General features: G+C 66.4%; 18 protein-coding genes and 3 tRNA genes. 8 read left to right on the plus strand and 13 right to left on the minus strand.

The features are described from left to right. Positions 1-68: 68 nt before the first annotated feature. Together tsf and rpsB are read right to left on the minus strand one after the other, a co-directional pair. Positions 69-992: a translation elongation factor Ts gene (tsf, locus tag ABL843_RS16900; protein WP_418116585.1), complete on the minus strand. Its 924-nt coding sequence runs from the start codon at positions 990-992 to the stop codon at positions 69-71. An 80-nt stretch (positions 993-1,072) separates the two neighbouring features. Next, positions 1,073-1,825 (minus strand): 30S ribosomal protein S2, encoded by a 753-nt coding sequence (rpsB, locus tag ABL843_RS16905; protein ID WP_126024014.1) that lies wholly within the window; start codon positions 1,823-1,825, stop codon positions 1,073-1,075. A gap of 206 nt (positions 1,826-2,031) precedes the next feature. Here rpsB and ABL843_RS16910 point away from each other — a divergent pair, with 206 nt between their 5' ends. Continuing rightward, a complete protein-coding gene (locus ABL843_RS16910) occupies positions 2,032-3,354 on the plus strand; it encodes an amidase (RefSeq protein WP_418116586.1) in 1,323 nt (440 codons plus the stop codon). 56 nt (positions 3,355-3,410) lie between these two features. After that, complete coding sequence (locus ABL843_RS16915; protein ID WP_418116587.1) at positions 3,411-4,664, plus strand: D-amino acid dehydrogenase; 1,254 nt, start codon at positions 3,411-3,413, stop codon at positions 4,662-4,664. Here ABL843_RS16915 and ABL843_RS16920 read toward each other — a convergent pair. Further along, positions 4,654-5,082 (minus strand): hypothetical protein, encoded by a 429-nt coding sequence (locus tag ABL843_RS16920; RefSeq protein ID WP_418116589.1) that lies wholly within the window; start codon positions 5,080-5,082, stop codon positions 4,654-4,656. The two genes, ABL843_RS16915 and ABL843_RS16920, sit on opposite strands and share 11 nt — an antisense overlap. Positions 5,083-5,136: 54 nt before the next feature. Here ABL843_RS16920 and ABL843_RS16925 point away from each other — a divergent pair, with 54 nt between their 5' ends. Next, a complete protein-coding gene (locus ABL843_RS16925) occupies positions 5,137-6,597 on the plus strand; it encodes an NAD(P)H-hydrate dehydratase (RefSeq protein ID WP_418116590.1) in 1,461 nt (486 codons plus the stop codon). 6 nt (positions 6,598-6,603) lie between these two features. Here ABL843_RS16925 and ABL843_RS16930 read toward each other — a convergent pair whose 3' ends face one another. Further along, positions 6,604-7,368 (minus strand): SDR family oxidoreductase, encoded by a 765-nt coding sequence (locus ABL843_RS16930; RefSeq protein WP_176664295.1) that lies wholly within the window; start codon positions 7,366-7,368, stop codon positions 6,604-6,606. 57 nt (positions 7,369-7,425) lie between these two features. After that, positions 7,426-9,696, minus strand: a complete 2,271-nt coding sequence (rnr, locus tag ABL843_RS16935) for a ribonuclease R (protein ID WP_240650752.1) — start codon at positions 9,694-9,696, stop codon at positions 7,426-7,428. A gap of 81 nt (positions 9,697-9,777) precedes the next feature. Between rnr and ABL843_RS16940 the strand changes: the two genes are divergently transcribed. Both ABL843_RS16940 and ABL843_RS16945 read left to right on the plus strand, forming a co-directional pair. Continuing rightward, a tRNA-Leu gene (locus ABL843_RS16940) sits at positions 9,778-9,862 on the plus strand. A gap of 209 nt (positions 9,863-10,071) precedes the next feature. Next, a tRNA-Leu gene (locus tag ABL843_RS16945) sits at positions 10,072-10,156 on the plus strand. A gap of 81 nt (positions 10,157-10,237) precedes the next feature. Here ABL843_RS16945 and rimO read toward each other — a convergent pair. From rimO to ABL843_RS16975, 6 genes are all read right to left on the minus strand, one after another. After that, entirely contained in the window at positions 10,238-11,644 is a 1,407-nt protein-coding gene (rimO, locus tag ABL843_RS16950; RefSeq protein WP_126024005.1) for a 30S ribosomal protein S12 methylthiotransferase RimO, read from the minus strand. A 66-nt stretch (positions 11,645-11,710) separates the two neighbouring features. Then, on the minus strand, positions 11,711-12,271 hold the full coding sequence (phaR, locus tag ABL843_RS16955) for a polyhydroxyalkanoate synthesis repressor PhaR (RefSeq protein WP_019652414.1): 561 nt from the start codon (positions 12,269-12,271) through the stop codon (positions 11,711-11,713). A 74-nt stretch (positions 12,272-12,345) separates the two neighbouring features. After that, on the minus strand, positions 12,346-12,714 hold the full coding sequence (locus tag ABL843_RS16960) for a hypothetical protein (RefSeq protein ID WP_184637556.1): 369 nt from the start codon (positions 12,712-12,714) through the stop codon (positions 12,346-12,348). A 168-nt stretch (positions 12,715-12,882) separates the two neighbouring features. Then, positions 12,883-12,959 (minus strand) — tRNA-Val (locus ABL843_RS16965). 48 nt (positions 12,960-13,007) lie between these two features. Beyond that, positions 13,008-15,197, minus strand: a complete 2,190-nt coding sequence (locus ABL843_RS16970) for a RelA/SpoT family protein (protein WP_240650751.1) — start codon at positions 15,195-15,197, stop codon at positions 13,008-13,010. Between the two features lie 74 nt (positions 15,198-15,271). Beyond that, positions 15,272-16,267: an alpha/beta fold hydrolase gene (locus ABL843_RS16975; protein WP_418116591.1), complete on the minus strand. Its 996-nt coding sequence runs from the start codon at positions 16,265-16,267 to the stop codon at positions 15,272-15,274. Positions 16,268-16,293: 26 nt separating this feature from the next. Here ABL843_RS16975 and ABL843_RS16980 point away from each other — a divergent pair, with 26 nt between their 5' ends. Further along, positions 16,294-17,064: a 3-hydroxybutyrate dehydrogenase gene (locus ABL843_RS16980; protein ID WP_418116592.1), complete on the plus strand. Its 771-nt coding sequence runs from the start codon at positions 16,294-16,296 to the stop codon at positions 17,062-17,064. A gap of 62 nt (positions 17,065-17,126) precedes the next feature. Here ABL843_RS16980 and ABL843_RS16985 read toward each other — a convergent pair whose 3' ends face one another. Continuing rightward, positions 17,127-17,837 (minus strand): SIMPL domain-containing protein, encoded by a 711-nt coding sequence (locus ABL843_RS16985; protein WP_418116593.1) that lies wholly within the window; start codon positions 17,835-17,837, stop codon positions 17,127-17,129. 77 nt (positions 17,838-17,914) lie between these two features. After that, positions 17,915-18,310 carry a hypothetical protein gene (locus ABL843_RS16990; RefSeq protein ID WP_418116594.1) on the minus strand — a complete coding sequence of 132 codons (396 nt, stop codon included), beginning with the start codon at positions 18,308-18,310 and terminating at the stop codon, positions 17,915-17,917. Positions 18,311-18,447: 137 nt separating this feature from the next. Here ABL843_RS16990 and ompR point away from each other — a divergent pair, with 137 nt between their 5' ends. Then, complete coding sequence (gene ompR / locus ABL843_RS16995; protein ID WP_007837017.1) at positions 18,448-19,179, plus strand: two-component system response regulator OmpR; 732 nt, start codon at positions 18,448-18,450, stop codon at positions 19,177-19,179. A 74-nt stretch (positions 19,180-19,253) separates the two neighbouring features. Further along, a complete protein-coding gene (locus tag ABL843_RS17000; RefSeq protein ID WP_126023995.1) occupies positions 19,254-20,678 on the plus strand; it encodes a sensor histidine kinase in 1,425 nt (474 codons plus the stop codon). The last annotated feature ends 7 nt before the right edge of the window (positions 20,679-20,685 follow it).

A 20,685-nucleotide genomic window follows, 5' to 3' on the forward strand; every position in this document is an offset into this window, starting at 1 on the left:
GAGTGTAAAACGTGGCGATGAAAAAACGACGGTGCGCGCGAACGCACCGTCGCTGGAGCCGTAAAGGCTTAAGCGGCAGCCTTGGCTGCGGCGACTTGGGCTGCGACTTCAGCGGCGAAGTCGTCAACTTTCTTCTCAATGCCTTCGCCGACCACGTACAGGGTGAAGCCCTTGATCGTGGTGTTGACGGCCTTGAGCATCTGCTCGACGGTCTGCTTGTCGTTCTTCACGAAGGGCTGGTTGTGCAGCGAAACTTCCTTGAGGAACTTCTGCACGCCGCCTTCGATGCGCTTGGCGACGATGTCGGCCGGCTGGGGCTTCTTGCCTTCGGCTTCGGCCGTCTTGCGGTCTTCCTCGGCCTTGCCAGCGGCAACTGCGCGTTCCTTCTCGATCAGCTCGGCGGGCACGTCCGAAGCGGCAACCGACACGGGCTTCATGGCGGCGATGTGCATCGCGACGTCCTTGGCGGCGGTGTCGTCGCCCTCGAACTCCACCATCACGCCGATGCGCGTGCCGTGCAGGTAGGAGGCCAGCTTGCCGTTGCCGGCGAAGCGCTTGAAGCGGCGGAACGTCATGTTCTCGCCGATCTTGCCGATCAGGCCCTTGCGCACGTCCTCGAGCGTGGGGCCGAAGCCGTCCTGCTCGTAGGCCAGGGCGCCCAGCGCGGCGATGTCGGCGGGGTTCTTCTCGGCGACCAGCTTGGCGGCGGCATTGACCAGGGCCAGGAAGCTGTCGTTCTTCGAGACGAAGTCGGTTTCGCAGTTGACTTCGATCATCGCGCCGGCGTCACCGCCAACGTATGCGGCCACCACGCCTTCAGCGGTGATGCGGCTCGAGGCCTTGCCAGCCTTGTTGCCGAGCTTGATGCGCAGCAGCTCTTCGGCCTTTTCCATGTTGCCGTCGGCCTCGGTCAGGGCCTTCTTGCATTCCATCATCGGCGCGTCGGTCTTTGCGCGCAGTTCGCCCACCATGCTTGCGGTGATTGCAGCCATTTCGTATCTCCGTGAATTCAAAAATCAGATTAAAAAAAAGGGGCACCAAAGCCCCTTCTTCAGGCTCGCGGGCGCGCCAATCAGGCCGAGGCGCCCTCTTCGACTTCGACGAATTCGTCATTGCCTTCGGCGATGGCCTTGACCACGTCGCCGGTGGCGCTGTTACGGCCTTCGATGATCGCATCGGCGATGCCGCGGGCATACAGCGTGACAGCCTTCGACGAGTCGTCGTTGCCGGGGATCACGTAGTCGATGCCTTCGGGCGAGTGGTTGGAGTCCACCACACCGATCAGCGGAATGCCGAGCTTCTTGGCTTCGGCCACGGCGATCTTGTGGAAGCCCACGTCGATCACGAAGATGGCGTCGGGCAGAGCGGTCATGTCCTGGATGCCGCCGATGTCCTTCTCGAGCTTCTCGATTTCGCGCGTGAAGGTCAGCTGCTCCTTCTTGCTCAGGCTGTCGAGGCCGGCTTCCTGCTGGGCCTTCATGTCCTTCAGACGCTTGATCGAGGTCTTGACGGTCTTGAAGTTGGTCAGCATGCCGCCGAGCCAGCGGGTGTCGACGAAGGGCACGCCGGCGCGGCGGGCTTCCGCCGCCACGATCTCACGGGCCTGGCGCTTCGTGCCGACCATCAGGATCGTGCCGCGGTTGGCGGTGAGTTGCTTGGCGTACTTCATCGCCTCCTGGAACATCGGGAGCGACTTTTCCAGGTTGATGATGTGGATCTTGTTGCGATGGCCGAAGATGTACGGAGCCATCTTGGGGTTCCAGAAGCGGGTTTGGTGACCGAAATGGACGCCTGCTTCCAGCATTTCGCGCATGGTGGTGGACATTGAAATTACTCCAAAGGTTGGGTCTAAAATCCAGCCCGTTTTGCGCTCTTTGAATCGAGTCACAACACCTTGATTGGGCCGGTTTGCGGATGTGTCTGGCTGGATGCAACGGGAGCCGTTGCCCGACCAGCGAAACCCAAAGAGTATAGCACGGCCGTCGCCCCTCCCTCTGAACCCGAGCCGCCCCGGCGGCACCCGCAGCTTCCATGAACGACCTTCACGCCACCCGTCTCGACCTTCTGGCAGGTGGCACCGATGCACGCACCGAAATGGAGCGCGCCATCGACATCTCCAGGTCCGCGGTCTGCCAGCACGTCTTCACCCGCACGATGTTCGACGAGGCCCTGCAGGCCGCCTCCACGTCGGACCCGGCCAGCCGCCTGGCCGGCCTCGCCTTCACCGCCAAAGACCTTTTCGACGTCGAGGGTCAGGCCACGCCCGCCGGCTCCGCCGTCCTGGCGCACGCCCCGGCCGCCAAGGCCGACTCCCCCGCCGTGGCCCGGCTGCGCGCCGCCGGCGGCGTACTGACCGGCCGGACCAACATGACGGAATTCGCCTTTTCAGGCGTCGGCGTCAATCCGCATCATGGAACGCCAGCCAACGCCAGCGACCCCGCGGTACCGCGCATCCCGGGCGGTTCGTCTTCCGGCGCCGCGGTTTCGGTCGCCAGCGGCGCCGCCTTCATCGGCCTGGGCTCCGACACCGGCGGCTCGATCCGCATTCCGGCAGCGCTCAACGGCATCGTCGGCTTCAAGAATACGGCCCGGCTGACGCCCACCGCCGGCGCGCTGCCGCTCTCGACCACCCTTGATACCGCCTGCGCCATGACCCGCTCGGTGCGCGACGCCATCACCGCGCACGAGATCCTCGCCGCCCGTCGCGTGACCGCCGGCAACGCCCCGCTCGCCGCCTACAGGCTCGCCGTGGTGAAGAACGTGTTCTTCGACGGCATCGAGCCCGCCGTGGCCAACGCTTTCGAGCGCTCGCTGAAGATGCTTCGCGCCGCCGGCGCCCGCATCGTGGAGATCGAGTTGCCCGAACTCGCCGAGCTGGGCGCCATCAACGCCACCGGCGGCTTCTCGGCCGCCGAGTCGTACGCCTGGCACCGCCTGCTGCTGGAACGCAGCGGCGCGGGCTACGACCCGCGCGTGGCCCAGCGCATCCTGCGCGGCGCCACGATGAAGGCGCACGAGTACATCGACCTGATCAACGCCCGCCGCGACTGGATCGCCCGCGTCGAAGCCGTGCTCGCGCCCTTCGACGCCGTGCTGTCGCCGACGGTGCCGATCACCGCGCCGTCCATCGCCAGCGTGGCGCCGGGCGCGGAGCGCGACGAAGAATTCTTCCGCGTCAATGCGCTGCTGCTGCGCAATCCGTCGATCGTCAACATGCTCGACGGCTGCGCCATCTCGCTGCCCTGCCAGGCTCCAGGCGAACTGCCGGTGGGCCTGATGCTGTGGCACGCGGCGCTGCACGACGACGCCGTGCTCGCGGTGGCGCTCCAGACCGAGCGCGCGCTGCAAGAATAACGGCCGACGGCGCCCGTCCCGCGGGCGCCAGCCATCTCTCTCATCCTGAACACTCAATGAAAATCGCGATCGTGGGCGCCGGCATCATCGGCGTCACCACCGCCTGGGAACTGGTTTCCGACGGCCATGAAGTGACCGTCTTCGAGCGCCGCGGCGCCGCCGCCGAGGAAGCCAGCTTCGCCAACGCCGGCGTGGTCGCTCCCGGATACGTCACGCCCTGGGCCGGCCCCGGCATGCGCGGCAAGGTGCTGCGCTCCCTGCTCTCCTCTCACGGTGCCATCAAGCTGCGCTGGCCCCTGGGCTCGCGCGACCTCGGCTGGCTCTCCCGCTGGCAGAAGGCCTGCAAGCTCGACACCTACCTGGCCAACCGCGCCCGCATGCAGCGCCTGGCCTTCTACAGCCGCAACCGGCTGCACGAAGTGACCGAGGCACGCGAACTCAGCTATGAGCGCAGCGACGGCTACCTCGTGCTGCTTCGCTCCAAGCGCGAGAAGAAGCTGGTGCAGCCCGGGCTCGACGTGCTGCGCGCGGCTGGCAGCGTCTTCAAGGAAGTCGACGCCGACGAAGCGCGGCTCATCGAACCCGCCCTGAACCCCGACACCCCGCTGGCAGGTGCCATCCACCTGCCCGAGGACGAAGTGGCCAACTGCCGCCAGTTCGCGCTGCTGCTCAAGTGGGAGGCCGAGTCGTTCGGTGCGCAGTTCCATTTCAACTGCGACATCGCGCCGCTGAGCCGCGCGGCCCCCACCTCGCTGTCGCTGGCGAGCGGCTCCGACCCGGTGCGCTACGACGCCGTCGTGGTCTGCGCCGGACTGGAATCGGCCTCGCTGCTGCGGCCGCTGGGCCTGCGCATTCCGATGGCGCCGGTCTACGGCCATTCCGTGAGCGCGCCGGTCCGAGAGCCGCTCAATGCGCCCCGCAGCGCGGTGATGGACGAGCGCTTCAAGGTCGCCATCTCCCGGCTGGGCCAACGCGTGCGCGTGGCCGGCAGCGCCGAAATCGGCGGCTCGCTGGACACGATGAACCCAGCCGCGGTGCAGACGCTCTACAAGGTGCTGCACGACTGGTTTCCGGGCGCCGCCACGCTGCAGTCCGGCATCCAGCAATGGAAAGGCGCGCGGCCGATGCTGCCCGACGGCCCGCCGGTGCTGGGCGCGAGCGGCATTCCGGGCGTGTGGCTCAACCTCGGGCATGGGTCGAGCGGCTGGGCGCTCTCGTGTGGCAGCGCGCGCGTGCTGGGCGACCTGATCGCCGGACGCGAGCCAGGCATCGACCTCGAAGGGCTCGGGGTCGAACGGCTCAGTCTTTAGGGCCCCACCGGCGCAAGGCTTCGGGGCTTGCGGGCTTCTCGACGGGAAGCCCCGGCTCGGGCGGAGGCCGCAGCCTGCCGGCGCCCCAGGCCAGCAAGCCGGGGCAGATCAACGCGAAGAAGATCAGGCACAGCACACCGGCGCCCAGCAGCGCCAGCCGCGCCAGGCCGGAGGCCCCCTCGGCCGGCAGGTCGAACCAGCGGATCACGCTGATGCCGAAACCGACATTGGCGGCCCAGGCCACATCTCGCAGAGGCACCCATCGCCTGAACTCCGCCAGCAGGAAGACGCCCCACACGAGGCACAACAGGCCCAGCACCCACCCGAATCCCGCGATCCACGCCATCGTCGCGGCCAGGAACGAAACAAGCGCCGCGAGAAGCAGGACAAGCAGCCAGCCGACGCCTTTGAAGTTCATCCCCCGGATGATAGGGAGGCAAGCAGCGAGCCGGGCCAACGGCACAATGCGCCGATGCAACGCATCACCTCCGCCACTGCTGCCGACCTGTTCGACATCGCCGCCACGCGCCGCATCGAGCAGGCAGCGTCGGCCGCCCTGCCCGCCCACACGCTGATGCGACGCGCAGGCCTTGCGGTGGCGAGGCTCGCGATGGCAATCGCGCCGCACGCGCGCACGATATGGGTGGCTTGCGGGCCGGGCAACAACGGTGGCGACGGGTTCGAGGCTGCCGCCCAGTTGCGGCACCGGGGCTTCTTTCCGGTGGTCACGTCCATCGGCGATGAAGGCATGCTGCCGCCGGACGCCAAGGCATCGCTGCAACGAGCGCGCGATGCCGGCGTGACCTTCGCATCGACGCCCCCTTCGGACTACGAACTGGCGATCGACGCATTGCTCGGCATCGGCTCGACGCGGCCACCCGAAGGGGCGATGGCCGACTGGCTGGAGAAGATGCACGCCAGCGGCCAGCCCGTGCTGTGCGTCGACGTGCCATCGGGCCTGAACGCCGATACCGGCACGCTGGCCCAAGGCGTCAGCCCTGCGCAGGCGTCGACTCGCACCTGCATCACCTTCCTCACGCTGAAGCCCGGCCTGTTCACCGCGCAGGGCCGAGACGCCGCGGGCACCGTCTGGTTCGACGACCTGGGGTGCGGCGCCTTCAAGGACCAGCCCACGGCACGGATCGCAGGAGCACCCGAAGCGCAGCCGCGCAACCACGCCTCGCACAAGGGCAACTATGGCGACGTCGCGGTGATCGGCGGAGCGTCCGGCATGGCCGGCGCCGCCCTTCTCGCCGGCTCCGCGGCACTGCATGGTGGCGCGGGGCGCGTGTTCGTCGGCCTGCTCGACCCGAGCGCGGCTCCCGTCGACACCGCCCGGCCCGAGCTGATGCTGCGCGATGCCCGGACTCCGGATCTTTCGAGCATGACGGCGGTCTGCGGTTGCGGCGCAGGAGAAGCCGTGGGCGAACTGCTGCCGGCCGTGTTCTCCAGCGCGGCGGCGTTGGTGCTCGATGCCGATGCGCTCAACGCCATCGCGGCCGACGGCGTGCTGCAAGCCCAGCTGGCATCACGCGGAAAAAGCGGCTCGCCCACGGTGATCACGCCCCACCCGCTGGAGGCAGCTCGCCTGCTGGATCGATCGGTCGGTGAAGTTCAGGCCGACAGGCTGGCCGCAGCCCGCGGACTCGCCGCGCGCTTCGGCGTGGTCGCGGTACTCAAGGGATCCGGCACCGTCATCGCCAGCCCTGGCGAAGCGCCACCGATCATCAACCTGAGCGGCAACGCCCGCCTCGCAACCGCCGGAACCGGCGACGTGCTGGCCGGAATGATCGGCGCGGCGCTGGCCGCGGGCCGCCCCGCCTTCGAAGCCGCGCGCGAAGCCGTCTGGCAACACGGCCACATCGCAGACATCTGGCCGGCCGACGCAGCCCCGCTCACGGCTGGCACGCTGGCCCGCCGCGCGCCGGTCTGAAGCGCCTTAGCCGCGCCCGACGAAGGGCATCTTCGTCGCCATGATGGTGTGGAAGAGCACGTTGGCTTCCAGCGGAAGGTTCGCCATGTAGAGCACCGACTGGCCGACGATCTTCACGTCGATCAGCGGCTCGATGGCCAGTTCGCCGTTGGCCTGCGGCACGCCCTTGGCCATGCGCGCCGCCAGCTCGGTCATGGCGTTGCCCACGTCCACCTGCCCCACGGCGATGTCGTACTTGCGGCCATCGAGGGACGCCGTCTTGGTGAGTCCCTCGACTGCGTGCTTCGTCGCGGTGTACGCAGCCGAGTTCGGACGCGGCGCCGTGGCCGAGATGGAGCCGTTGTTGATGATGCGCCCGCCCATCGGCGTCTGAGCCTTCATCGTGCGGAAGGCCTGCTGGATGCAGAAGAACATGCCTGTCAGGTTGATGTCGACCACGCCCTGCCACTGCTCGGGCGTCCAGTCCTCGAACGGGCCCGGCGGGTTGCCGACGCCGGCGTTGTTGAACAGCAGGTCGACGCGGCCGAAGCGCTCGACGGTGGCAGCGAACAGGGCTTGCACCGAGGCCGCGTTCGATACGTCGGTAGGCACCGCGAAGGCGCGCGCGCCGGCGCCCGACTCTTCCGCCACCTGCTCCAGCGGCTCCAGGCGGCGGCCCGCCAGTGCCACGCTCCAGCCGTCGCCCAGCAGCGCCAGCGCGGCGGCGCGGCCGATGCCGGAGCCGGCACCCGTGACGATGGCGATACGGCCCTTGTTGTCTTCAGCGCTCATGCTGTCTGTCTCTTTCTTTTCGGTTGTCGATGGTTCGTTCGATGGCGTGAGGCCCGGTCAACGGCGCGGCTTGCGCCCCTTGCCCTTCATCTTGCTGGCGGCTTTCTTCACCGCCGACTTGAAGGCCTGCATCGCCGACTGCGCCCCGGCCGTGGCCGAGGTGGGCCGCTCGCCACGCGGCTCGGCCTTGCCGGCTTCCGCCTTGTTGCGCGTGCTGCGCTTGGCCGAGGCCTTCAAGGGCACGCCCGATGATGCCGCACCCTTGTCCTTCATGGCCCGCGTCGTCAGCTCCTCGCCTTCGCGCACGAGGCGGAAGTCGATCTTGCGGCCGTCCAGATCGACGCGGCTCACCTGCACCCGCACTCGCGTGCCGATGGCATAGCGGATGCCGGTGCGTTCGCCGCGCAGCTCCTGGCGCATCTCGTCGAACTTGAAGTACTCGCCGCCGAGCTCGGTGATGTGCACCAGGCCCTCGACGTACATCGCATCGAGCGTAACGAAGATGCCGAAGGTGGTGGCCGCGGTGACCACGCCGCCGTATTCCTCGCCGAGATGCTCGCGCATGTACTTGCACTTGAGCCAGGCCTCGACGTCGCGGCTGGCTTCGTCGGCGCGGCGCTCGTTGGCGCTGCAGTGCAGGCCGGCGGCCTCCCACGCCATGACTTCCTTGCTGGGCGCGACGGTGGCCTTCTGCGGCTTCGCCGTGGGCGCCTTCACGCGCGAGGCGAGTCGCTTGGCCAGCTTGGCATGCGCCTCACCGGGGGTGGGCAGCATCGGCAGCTGATAGCGCGTCTTGCCGAGAATCGCCTTGATCACGCGGTGCACCAGCAGGTCCGGATAGCGCCGGATCGGACTGGTGAAGTGCGTGTAGGCCTCGTAGGCCAGGCCGAAGTGGCCGCTGTTGATCGGCGTGTAGATCGCCTGCTGCATCGAGCGCAGCAGCATGGTGTGGATCTGCTGTGCGTCGGGGCGGTCCTTGGTGGCTTCGGCGATCGCCTGGAATTCACCGGGCCTGGGGTCGTCGGTGATGCTCAGGCCGACACCCATGGCCTTCAGGTAGCCGCGCAGGATCTCCTTCTTTTCGGGCGTGGGGCCTTCGTGCACGCGGTACAGGCCCGGGTGCTTGCCCTCGGCGATGAAGTCGGCGCTGCAGACGTTGGCGGCGAGCATCGCTTCTTCGATCAGGCGGTGTGCCTCGTTGCGCGTGCGCGGCACGATCTTTTCGATGCGGCCTGCGTCGTCGCAGATGATCTGCGTCTCGGTGGTCTCGAAGTCGACGGCGCCGCGCTTGCCGCGCTGCTTGAGCAATGCCTTGTATACGTCGGCAAGGTTCAGCAGATCCTTGACACGGTCCTTGCGCTTCGCGGCCTCGGGCCCGCGCGTGTTGCCGAGGATGGCCGCCACCTCGGTGTACGTGAAGCGCGCGTGGCTGAACATCACGGCCGGATAGAACTGGTAGGCGTAGATCTCGCCGTCGGCGGCGACCAGCATGTCGCACACCATGCACAGGCGCTCGACCTCGGGGTTGAGCGAGCACAGGCCGTTCGAGAGCTTCTCCGGCAGCATCGGAATCACGCGGCGCGGGAAGTAGACGCTGGTAGCGCGGTCGTAGGCGTCGATGTCGATGGGCGAACCGGTCTGCACATAGGCGCTGACGTCGGCAATGGCCACCAGCAGGCGCCAGCCCTTGCCGCGGCCCACCTTCGCGGGCTCGCAGTAGACCGCGTCGTCGAAGTCGCGCGCATCTTCGCCGTCGATGGTGACGAGCGGGATGTCGGTGAGGTCGACACGGCCTTTCTTGTCAGCGGGGCGGACCTTCTCGGGCAGCGCCTTGGACGCCGCCAGGCACTCCGCGGAAAACTCATGCGGCACGCCGTACTTGCGCACGGCGATCTCGATCTCCATGCCGGGATCGTCGATCTCGCCCAGCACTTCCTTCACACGGCCCACGGGCTGGCCGAACAGGGCCGGCGGCTCGGTGAGCTGCACGACGACGACCTGACCCACCTTCGCGGGGCCGGTGGCTCCCTTGGGAATCAGGACGTCCTGGCCGTAGCGCTTGTCTTCCGGCGCGACGAGCCAGATGCCGCCTTCGTGCAGCAGGCGGCCGATGATGGGCTGCTCGGGGCGCTCGACGATCTCCACCACGCGCCCTTCGGGGCGGCCACGGCGGTCCTGGCGCACGATGCGCGCCTTGACGCGGTCCTTGTGAAGCACCGCACGCATTTCATTCGGGGGCAGATAGATGTCTGCTTCGCCATCGTCGCGCTGCACGAAGCCGTGCCCGTCGCGGTGTCCTTGGACAGTTCCTTCGATTTCATCCAGCAGTCCGCTGGAAGTGACGTTATTTTTGATATGATCTCCTTCTTTCCTGAAATTCAAAACGCAGTTGCTTCTGCAACTACGTGGGCCCAGATGGCGGAATTGGTAGACGCACTAGTTTCAGGTACTAGCGAGTAACATCGTGGAGGTTCGAGTCCTCTTCTGGGCACCAAGTTTAAACAGACCTTTACCAGGTCATTCGATTCAAGCCACCGGTCTCCGGTGGCTTTTTTCATTGCCGATCGAATCCGCATCGAACGGTCGGCGCAACCGGACAGGCAAGAGCCGGACCAGCGCCAAATTTTTTGCGCGCGACCCGTTTTTTTCAGGCCGTCGCGGCAAATTGTGTATACTCGCAGTCTTTGCTGAAAAGCAGAGAAAGCCCAGATGGCGGAATTGGTAGACGCACTAGTTTCAGGTACTAGCGAGTAACATCGTGGAGGTTCGAGTCCTCTTCTGGGCACCAGATCCAAATTGACCCCCGCCAGGTCATCCGAAACAAGCCACCGGTCTCCGGTGGCTTTTTTCATGGTCGATCGGATCCGCATCAAACGGGCAGCGCGATCAGATCGTGGCCCTCTGCACCCACGATGCGCGCGCGGGTGAACTCACCTACCTTCAGCGTCTTGCTGATCTTCTCGGGCGGCAGCAGACGGACCGTGCCGTCGATCTCCGGCGCATCTGCGTACGTGCGCCCCACTCCGCCCTTGCGGCCCATGGCGGGCGCCGAATCGACCAGCACCTGCATCGTCGAGCCGATGCGCCTTTGCAGCTTGGCGATCGACACAGCCTCCGCCACTTCCATGAAGCGCGCACGGCGCGCCTCGCGCTCCGCCTCGGGCAGCATGCCGGGAATGTCGTTGGCGGTGGCGCCTTCGACCGGGCTATAGGCAAAGCAGCCGGCGCGATCGATCTCGGCCTCGCGGATGAAGTCGAGCAGATGCTCGAACTCCTGCTCCGTCTCGCCAGGGAAGCCCGCGATGAAGGTGCTGCGGATCACGAGCTCGGGACACACCTCGCGCCAACGCGCCAGCCGCTCCAGGTTCTTCTCACCACTGGCCGGGCGCTTCATGCGTTTCAGTACATCCGGGTGGCTGTGCTGCAAGGGCACATCGAGATACGGCAGCACCTGCCCGCTCGCCATCAGCGGAATGATCTCGTCCACGCTCGGATACGGGTACACGTAGTGCAGGCGAACCCACGCGCCATATGGCTCGGCGATTTCACCCAGCGTGCGCACCAGCTCGAGCATGCGCGTCTTGACCGGCTTGCCGTCCCAGAAACCGGTGCGGTACTTCACGTCGACTCCATAGGCCGAGGTGTCCTGGCTGATCACCAGCAGCTCCTTCACGCCACCTTCGAACAGGGCCTTGGCCTCGCTCAGCACATCGCCGACCGGCCGTGACACGAGGTCGCCGCGCATCGAGGGAATGATGCAGAAGGTGCAGCGATGGTTGCAGCCCTCGCTGATCTTCAGATAGGCATAGTGGCGCGGCGTCAGCTTGAGACCCGCGACGCCGAATGTGTTGGGCACGAGATCGATGAATGGGTCGTGCGGCTTCGGCAGATTGGCATGCACCGCATCCATCACCTCCTGCGTGGCATGCGGGCCGGTCACGGCCAGCACGCTCGGGTGCATCTGGCGCACCAGGTTCCCGCCCTGGTCGCCGGTCTTGGCACCAAGACAACCAGTGACGATCACGCGGCCGTTTTCGGCCAGGGCTTCGCCGATGGTGTCCAGGCTTTCCTTCACGGCATCGTCGATGAAGCCGCAGGTGTTGACGATCACCAGATCGGCGCCTTCGAAGGTCTTGGCGGTCTGATAACCCTCGGCGCTCAACTGGGTCAGGATCAATTCGGAATCGGTAAGGGCCTTGGGGCAGCCCAGGCTCACGAAACCGACCTTGGGGGCGGTCGACGTGGCCGTACGTTCGGGGGAGGCAACTTCGCTCATATGCCCCTATTGTCCCAGCTATCGGAGACGGCGGGGCAACCACCGCTTGCGGGCACCCGCTTCAGATCAGGAACGCTTGATGCCAAAGGCCCCCAGCACCTGCTCGGTGTTCTTCTGCATCTGCTCCTGCATCTGCAGGAAGACGTTCTTCGATTGCTCGACGTAGCTGCCCATCAGCCCCTGCAGCATCGGCGACTGCATGGTCATGAAGCGAGCCCACATCTCGGGCGTCAGGCCTTCGGCCTTTTCGGCGAGCTGCGCCTGCACCTCGGTCATGGCCTGGATGTTCTTCTCGAGATATGGCCCCATGTAGCCCTGCATCGCCTGCCCGTAGAAACGGATGATGTTGGCCAGCACCTGTTCGGTGAACATCGGCGCGCCACCCGCCTCCTCTTCAAGGATGATCTGCAGCAGGATGCTGCGCGTGAGGTCGTCACCGGTCTTGGCATCGCGCACCACGAACTGGGCGTTCTGGATGACCAGCTGCTTCACCTCGGTCAGCGTGATGTACGTGGATGTCTCGGTGTCGTAGAGCCTTCGGTTCGGGTACTTCTTGATCACACGCTGTACCGGCTTGACCCCGGACTTCTTGCTCTGCACTGCGGACTCCTTCACATGGACGCCCATGTCGTCGGATGATTCTAGGGAGCGGTTTTGCTGCGCCGCGACAAGGTTTACCCTGACCGGAACGGGCACTTTCCTCAATCCGACGATGTCGCGTACTCCGCACCGCAGATATGGCAGGCCGCCACCTCCGGCCGCTCTTCGTCGGCCTCGCGAAATCGCAACGGCGTCTTGTGACCGTAGACCACCCAGCAACGCGGGCAGTGCTCCTGCCCGACGGTCGGCAGATAGGCGCGAGCACGCTGCTCGGCACGCTCTTCGGTCAAAGGCATGCCTTGGCGTTGGGCGCGTACCACTTCGCGCGCAGCCATGGTGTCGGTGCGCCCGCTCGCGTAATCGTTGATGCCGTAGACAGCACGCGCAAACTCGATGGGAGCCTGCTTGAGCAATGCGGTCAGGCGCTTGTCGGCATGAGCCCGATCAACCAGTGTTGATCGCGTATTCATCGGATCGCTTATCAAGAAAAATGGAATGTAGTTGCAGAGCGACCAAGGTAGCACAAGAACGTGGCCAAGGCTTTTGCCTGCATCACTACAAGGGACGATATACACACCGGAGAACCCGGTGCATGATCTGTTCGACTGATCCGGTGGTTGGCCGGGCGAAACAGAAATTGGTAGGCGCGATTGGACTCGAACCAACGACCCCCACCATGTCAAGGTGGTGCTCTAACCAGCTGAGCTACGCGCCTAAGGATGTGTCCGAGAAGCAGTTATTGTAGCAGGAGAAATCGCGTTTTTCAGCGGCGACGTGCAGATCGCACACCAATAACTGCAGTGACCAGTCCAAGGACCTGCGTGAGCCTCGCCGCATCGGCGATTTCCACGGTGAACGTCATCCACGCCGTGCCCTTGATCGACTGCGTCTGCACGCCGATCACGTTCATCTTCTCGCGCGCGAACACATCGGAGATGTCGCGCAGCAGTCCCTGGCGGTCGGCCGCTTCGACGGCCACGTCCACCGCATATACAGGTGCATCGGTGCCCTTCTTCGCGACGCCCCACTCCACGTCGATGACGCGCTCGCCATCCTTCGCGGCCATCGTGCGGAAGTTGCTGCAATCGCTGCGATGCACGCTCACGCCATGGCCTCGCGTGACGAAGCCGCGAATCGCATCGGGCGGCGCAGGCTTGCAGCACTTGGCGAGCTGCGTCATCAGCGAAGACACGCCCACCACCAGCACGCCGCCCTTGCCCGACTTCTCGCTGCCGCGCGCCTTCTTGATGAGCACGCCATCGTCCGGCCCCTGCGCAGGTTCCGGCGGACGCAGCAGCGTCTCGATGTTGCGCAGAGAGAACTCGTCCTTGCCCACCACTTCGAACAGATGGTCCGCCGACTTGAAGCCGAGCTGCGAGGCCAGGTCTTCGAGGCGCATGGCCGTCTTGCCTTCGCGCTGCAGCAGCTTCTCGACCGCCTCTCGTCCGCGCGCCACGGTCTCGTGGGTGATCTGTGCGTTGAACCATGCACGCACCTTCGCGCGCGCACGGTGGCTGGCCAGATAGCCCAGCTCCGCATTGAGCCAGTCGCGCGAAGGCCCCCCTTCCTTGGCCGCGATGATCTCCACCGTCTGCCCGTTCGACAGCGGCGTGTTCAGCGGCACCATCGCGCCATCGACACGCGCCCCGCGGCAGCGATGGCCGAGCGTGGTGTGCACCGTGTAGGCAAAGTCGACCGGCGTCGCGCCCTGCGGGAGCTCGACGATCGCGGCGTCCGGCGTCAGCACATAGATGCGGTCGTCGAAAAGGCCCTGCCCCTGCAGGCCACCCGAGAGATCGCGCTCCCAGGCCAGCAGCTGCCGCAGCACAGCGATCTTCGCGTCGTACTCGCCGCTGGCCCACACGCCCGCGTAGCCCTTGTGGCCCGCTTCCTTGTACGCCCAGTGCGCAGCCACGCCATGCTCGGCATGGTCGTGCATTTCTTCAGTACGGATCTGGATCTCGATCGGCTTGCCCGCCTTGCCGTCCACCAGCTCGCGCACCACCGTGTGCAGCGACTGGTATCCGTTGGGCTTGGGCCGCGCGATGTAGTCGTCGAATTCCTCGTCGATGGGCTGGAAGTGCGAGTGCACCCAGGCCAGCGCCGCATAGCAGTCCTTCACATCGGGCACCACCACGCGCAGCGCGAGGATGTCGAAGACCTGCGCGAAGTCGAGCGACTTGCCGCGCATCTTCTTCACGATGCTGTAGATGTTCTTGGGTCGCCCCTGCACCACGGCCTTGACGCCCTCGGCCTGCAGCTCGCGCTCCAGCTTCGAGCGCAACTGCTCCACATGCCCTTCGCGCTCGATGCGCTTCTCGTCGAGCAGGCGCGCGATCAGCTTGTAGGTTTCGGGCTCGAGGAAGCGGAACGAGAGATCCTCGATCTCCCACTTCACCTGCCAGATGCCCAGCCGGTTGGCCAGCGGCGCGAACACCTGCAGCGACTCGCGCGCCACGCCCTCGGGCGCCGGCTGCTTGCTGGCGGCGGCATGCCGCAGGGTCTGCAGCCGGGAGGCCAGCCGCAGCATCACCACGCGCAGGTCGCGCGAGAACGCCAGCAGCATCTTGCGCACGTTCTCCGTCTGGGCGCCGGCGTTTTCCGCGTGATGTCCCTGCGAAGCGGAGCGGGCCTGCTCCTGCACGCGCACCAGCTTGGTCGTCTCGACCGCCAGCGCCGCGAAGTTGTCGCCGAATACCTTGGCGATCACCTCCTGCGGCCGGTTCAGGTGCTGGCACGAATAGACCAGGTAGCTCGCCGCCTGCATCGCCTCGGAGCCACCCATCTTCGCGACGATGGCGGCAACGGCGTCGGCATGCGCGAGCGTGTTCTCACCGGTGTCGAGCTTCTCGTCGGCAATCAGGGGTTCGGCGAAGGCACGGGCGCGCGCCAGCATGTTCTCCATCACCGGCGTGCGCTCGGCCGTTGCCGCGGACAGCGGGTAGTCGACCATGACCGCGTCGGACGCGGTCGCCGTCTGGAGACTCGAAGAATCGCGCTTCACGCTTCGCTCACTCAATCGCTCGATCAGTCGAAAAGGAAGTTGGTGACGGCTGCGATCTGCGCGGGGTCGACGAAAGTCGGCGCATGGCCCACGCCCTCGAATTCGACCAGCGTCGCATGCGGACCGCGCTGCGTCATGGCGAGCGCGGTTTCGCGCGACAGCAGATCCGACTCGGCACCGCGCGTGAGCAGCGTGCGCGCCTCGATGGCGTCGTACAGGCCCCACATGATCGCGCCCCCCTGCGCCGCGGCCTCAGGAGTGATGGCACGGAGCGCAACGCCGATGGCCGGGTCGTAGTGAAGAAGCCAGGCCTCCTTGTCGCCGACCACTGTCGATTCAAGCTTCGCCGAGCCGTCGGCCGTGCGCTGCGAGGCAGGCACCACCATGTGCCGCGACAGCGCCAGCCACTGCTGCGGCGTATGCGGTCCGAAGGTGGTCGACAAAGCCCACATCGCATCGGCCGCCGCCTGCACGCTTTCATAGCTGCCATTCTTTCCGACGTAGGCACCGATGCGCTGCAGCGCGACCGGTTCGATGGTCGGACCGACGTCGTTCGCGACGAAGCGTCGAATGGGTCGCGCCAACGGCAGCTCCTTGTGGCCCGCCAGCACGAAGCCGATCAGGCCGCCCATGCTGGTGCCGAGGTAATCGAGCGTGCCGATCGCCTGCTCGCGCTGCAGCTGCGCGATCAACGCGACCATGTCGGCCGCGTACACCGGCACCTGATAAAGAGAAGGGTCGCGCAGCCAGTCGCTGCGCCCGCGGCCCACCACGTCAGGGCAGACCACGCGAACTTCGCCGCCCGCACGCTCCACGATGGCCTGGGCCAGCAGGTCGAAATCGCGCCCCTGTCGGGTCAAGCCATGCACGCAGATCACGACATGCGCGCTGTGCGCGTCGCCCCATTGCCAATAGGCCATGCGGTGGCCGCCCTGGGCGTCATCGCACGCCACGTAATGAAGCGTCGGTTCGGTCATGGAAACGATGGTGTCCTGGTGCGGATAATTGTCTCGTCGCATCCTAATTCATCCGGAGATTGATCTTCATGCTCAAAGGCAAAACCGCGCTTGTCACGGGGTCCACCAGTGGCATTGGCCTCGCCATCGCCAAGTCTCTCGCCCAGCAGGGCGCCAACATCGTGCTCAACGGCTTCGGCGATTCCGCCGCTCCGAAGGCCGAGGTCGAAGCCCTCGGCGTGCGCGCCGAATACCACGGCGCCGACATGAGCAAGCCCGGGGAGATCGAGGACATGATGAAGTTCGCCGCGTCCAGGTTCGGCCGCGTCGACATCCTGGTGAACAACGCCGGCATCCAGCACGTCGCCAAAGTGGAAGACTTTCCCATCGAACGCTGGGACGCCATCATCGCGATCAACCTCACCAGCGCCTTCCACACCACGCGGCTGGCGATCCCGGCGATGCGCGAAGCCAACTGGGGCCGCGTCATCAACATCGCCTCGGCGCACGGGCTGGTGGCGTCGGCGCAGAAGTCGGCCTACGTGGCGGCCAAGCATGGCGTAGTCGGCCTGACCAAGGCGGTCGCGCTGGAAACCGCGACCACGGGCGTTACCGTCAATGCGATCTGCCCTGGCTGGGTGCTGACGGCGCTGGTACAGAAGCAGATCGACGACCGCGCCGCGCGCGAAGGCATCACGGTCGCGCAAGCTCAAAACGATCTGCTGGGCGAAAAGCAGCCTTCGCTGCAGTTCACCACCGTGGAGCAACTGGGCGGCCTGGCGGTCTTCCTCTGCTCGCCGGCCGCCGACCAGGTCCGTGGCCAGGCATGGGCCATGGACGGCGGCTGGACTGCCCAATAAGACTGCCCAGTAGTGGGTAGCCCCGCGGTACGCGCCTCTTTCTTATATGAGCACGGACCGCTCTACTTGAGCTGCACGGAGCCCGAGACGGTGACCATCACGGCGGTCTTGCCGGCTTCGACCGGCACCGCCGAATCCGCCGACGAGTACGACTTGGCCTGCACCGCCATCATGCGCGGGCGGATCGGGCCGTTGTCGCTCGCATTCACCGACACCTCGCGCAGCGTGTAGCCGCCGAAGCCGAAGCCCTTGGCCAGCTCATTGGCCTTCTGCTTGAAGTTGTCGATGGCGATGTTCTGCGCCTCGGTCTCGGTCTTGGCCCGCTGCTCGCGGCTCAGGCCGAAGCCCACGTTGCCCACGCTGAGCGTGCTGATGCGCCCTGCCGTCTGGGTGATGCGCGGGAAGTCGCGGCCTTCGAGCACCAGTTCGGTCGAGCCCTGCCAGCCGTTGATCTTGCCGTCCTTGGTGTAGCGCGGCGACAGGCTGAAGTTGCCGGTACGCACGTCGAGCTGGCCCGCCTGCGCGTTCTTCTTCGCTTCGGCCAGCGCGGCGTCGAGCGCGGCCTTCAGCTGCGTCTGCACGGTGGCGGCGTCGGTCGCGTCGCGGGTGGTCACGAGGGTCATGCTCAGCATGTCCTGCTGGACTTCGACCGTGCCCGATGCCGTCAGCTGCAGCACGTTCTGGGGAGCCGGAGTGGCGGCGTTCTGGGCCAGCGCATTGCCGGCGGCGGCCAGGGCTGCGCAGGCCGCGAGCAGTTTGATCTTTTTCTTCATGGCGAAGTACTCCCATTGTTGGTATGAAAAGACAGGCAGCCGAGCCTGCACCGGCAGGCCGGACGCACCCGCGCATATCAGCGGCGCTGGCTGCGCGGCGCGAGCGGCAATGCACTTGCCGCGGCCGGCGGCACCGGCACGATGCGCTCGGCCGGCTGCGATTCTGCCGAATTGAGCAAAGCACCCGTCGAAGGCGGGGTCCATTGGCCGCGGACCTGCTGGCGCAGCTCGAACAACTCAGCGGGAGTCAGGCGCCGACCGGCAATGGCTTCTCCGCGCTTCATTTCCTCACGCTGCGCGGCCCGGTGGGCGGCGACCGCATCGCGGACTTCGCTGCGGCGCGTTTCACCCACCCTGAAGAAGTCGCCAGACACCGCCAGCGAGGGGCCGCAGGCGAAAACGAGGATGAGCGGCAGTGCGGAAAAAGGACGTCTCATTGAGGCGAAAGTCATCGGTAGACGCGACTTTGCCATTGCCGGACTAACGTCGGATGACCAGACCGCGAGCGTCCGCAAGTTTTGTAACTTAGTGTCAAACCATAAGCAAATCCGGCTCAACCGGACCGCAACGCCTTCAGAATCGGCCCTGTTACAAATTCGACGTTGTAGAAATGACTCAAGTTCCCGCTCGCACCGACAAGATCGTGATCGTCGACGACGACGCCCGCATCCGCGACCTCCTGCGCCGCTACCTGACGCAGGAAGGCTTCGAAGTGATCGTGGCCGAGGACGGCAAGGCGCTCAACCGCATCCTGTTGCGCGACACGGTCGACCTGATCGTGCTCGACCTGATGATGCCCGGCGAGGACGGCCTGTCCGTCTGCCGCCGCCTGCGTGCCGCCAACGACCGCACGCCGATCATCATGCTCACCGCCAAGGGTGAGGACGTGGACCGCATCGTCGGTCTCGAAGTCGGCGCCGACGACTACCTCGGCAAGCCCTTCAACCCGCGCGAACTGCTGGCCCGCGTGCACGCCGTTCTGCGCCGCCGTCCGCCGCTGGAAGCGCCGGGCGCCCCCTCCACCGAGAACGAAACCGTCACCTTCGGCCCCTTCGCCTTCGACCTCGGCTCGCGCACCCTCAAGAAAGACGGCGAAGAACTCTCGCTGACCACCGGCGAGTTCGCCATGCTGAAGGCGCTGGTGCGCCATCCGCGCCAGCCGCTGTCTCGCGAAAAGCTGGCCCAGCTGGCCCGCGGCCGCGAGTTCGAGCCCTTCGACCGCAGCCTGGACGTGCAGATCTCGCGCCTGCGCAAGCTCGTCGAGTCCGACGCCGCTGCGCCCCGCTACATCCAGACCGTCTGGGGCGTGGGCTACGTGTTCGTGCCGGACGGCACGGCCTGACGCCACGTTGAAAGGTGGCCGTCGGCCAACCCCCCGGACCAGGCGCAGCCCAGGAGGACGGCGCGCAGGTCACGATGCCGAGCCCGCTCGAAGCGAGCGCGCAGCGTGACCGCCGCCCCGGCCTCAAGCTGGGCTTCAGCCTTTTCTGGCGCACCTTCTTCCTGCTGGCGCTGCTGCTGATCGGCTGCACGGTCGCGTGGCTGCAGACTTTCCGCTCGCTCGAATACGAGCCGCGCGCCATTCAAACGGCGCACCAGATCGCCTCTCTCGTGAACCTCACGCGGGCGGCGCTGGTGTACTCCGACGCCATCACCCGGGTGTCGCTGATCAAGACGCTGGCCGACCAGGAGGGCGTGCGCATCCTGCCGCGCGAGCCCAACGACCGCTTCCAGCCCTACACCAGCGGCGCGCTCGACCTGCGCGTGACCGAGGAGCTCATCGACCAGCTCGGCGAAGGCACCACGGTGGCGAGCCGCGTGAACGACGAGGCGGGCCTGTGGATCGGCTTCACCATCGAAAGCGACACCTACTGGCTGCTGCTCGACCCCACCCGCTTCAGCCGCGTGGGCGGGCGCACCTGGCTGGTGTGGCTGAGCACCGCCATGGCGCTGTCGCTGGCCGGCGCGGCGCTGATCACGCGGCTCATCAACCTGCCGCTCAAGCAGCTGTCGCGCGCGACCATGCAGGTGCGCGAGGGCGAGTACGAGGCGCACCGGCTCGACGAGCGCGCCCGCACCAACGAGATCCGCGCGGTCAACATCGGCTTCAACCGCATGGCCGACCAGCTCGCCAAGATCGAGCAGGACCGCGCCATCATGCTGGCCGGCATCTCGCACGACCTGCGCACGCCGCTGGCCCGGCTGCGGCTGGAAACCGAGATGAGCGTGGCCGACGAGGACGCGCGCGACCACATGGCGGCCGACATCGCCCAGCTCGACGCGATCATCGACAAGTTCCTCGACTACGCCCGCCCCGACCACGTCGACCCCAAGCCAGTGCTGCTGCGCGACGTGGTCGACGCCTGCACCTATGCCGTGCAGGACTACGAGGAGATGAACATCAAGGTCGAGGTACCGCCCGACCTGCGCGTGATGGGCGACGAGGTCGAGCTCACCCGCGTCATTTCCAACCTGGTCGAGAACGCACGCCGCTACGGCAAGACGCCCGCCACCGGCGTGGCCGACGTGACGATCCAGGCGCAGGCCAACAACGACGCGGTGCTCATCAAGGTGCGTGACCACGGCGCGGGCGTCGAGCCGGCCCTGCTCGCGCAGCTGACCAAGCCCTTCTTCCGCGGCGACGCGGCGCGCACATCCGCAGCCGGCGCGGGGCTGGGCCTGTCGATCGTGGCGAAGAACATCGAGCGCATGGGCGGCACCTTCGCGCTGACCAGCACACCGGGCCGCGGCCTGGCGGCGCACATCCGCATGCCGCGCGCGATGCCGGCGGGAATGGTCAGGCCGGGCGAGCCCCAGGGCAGCGGCAAGAAGCCAGCCTGAACAACGC

This window comes from Variovorax sp. 350MFTsu5.1 (assembly GCF_048302515.1).
GTDB classification, from domain to species: Bacteria; Pseudomonadota; Gammaproteobacteria; order Burkholderiales; family Burkholderiaceae_C; genus Variovorax; species Variovorax guangxiensis.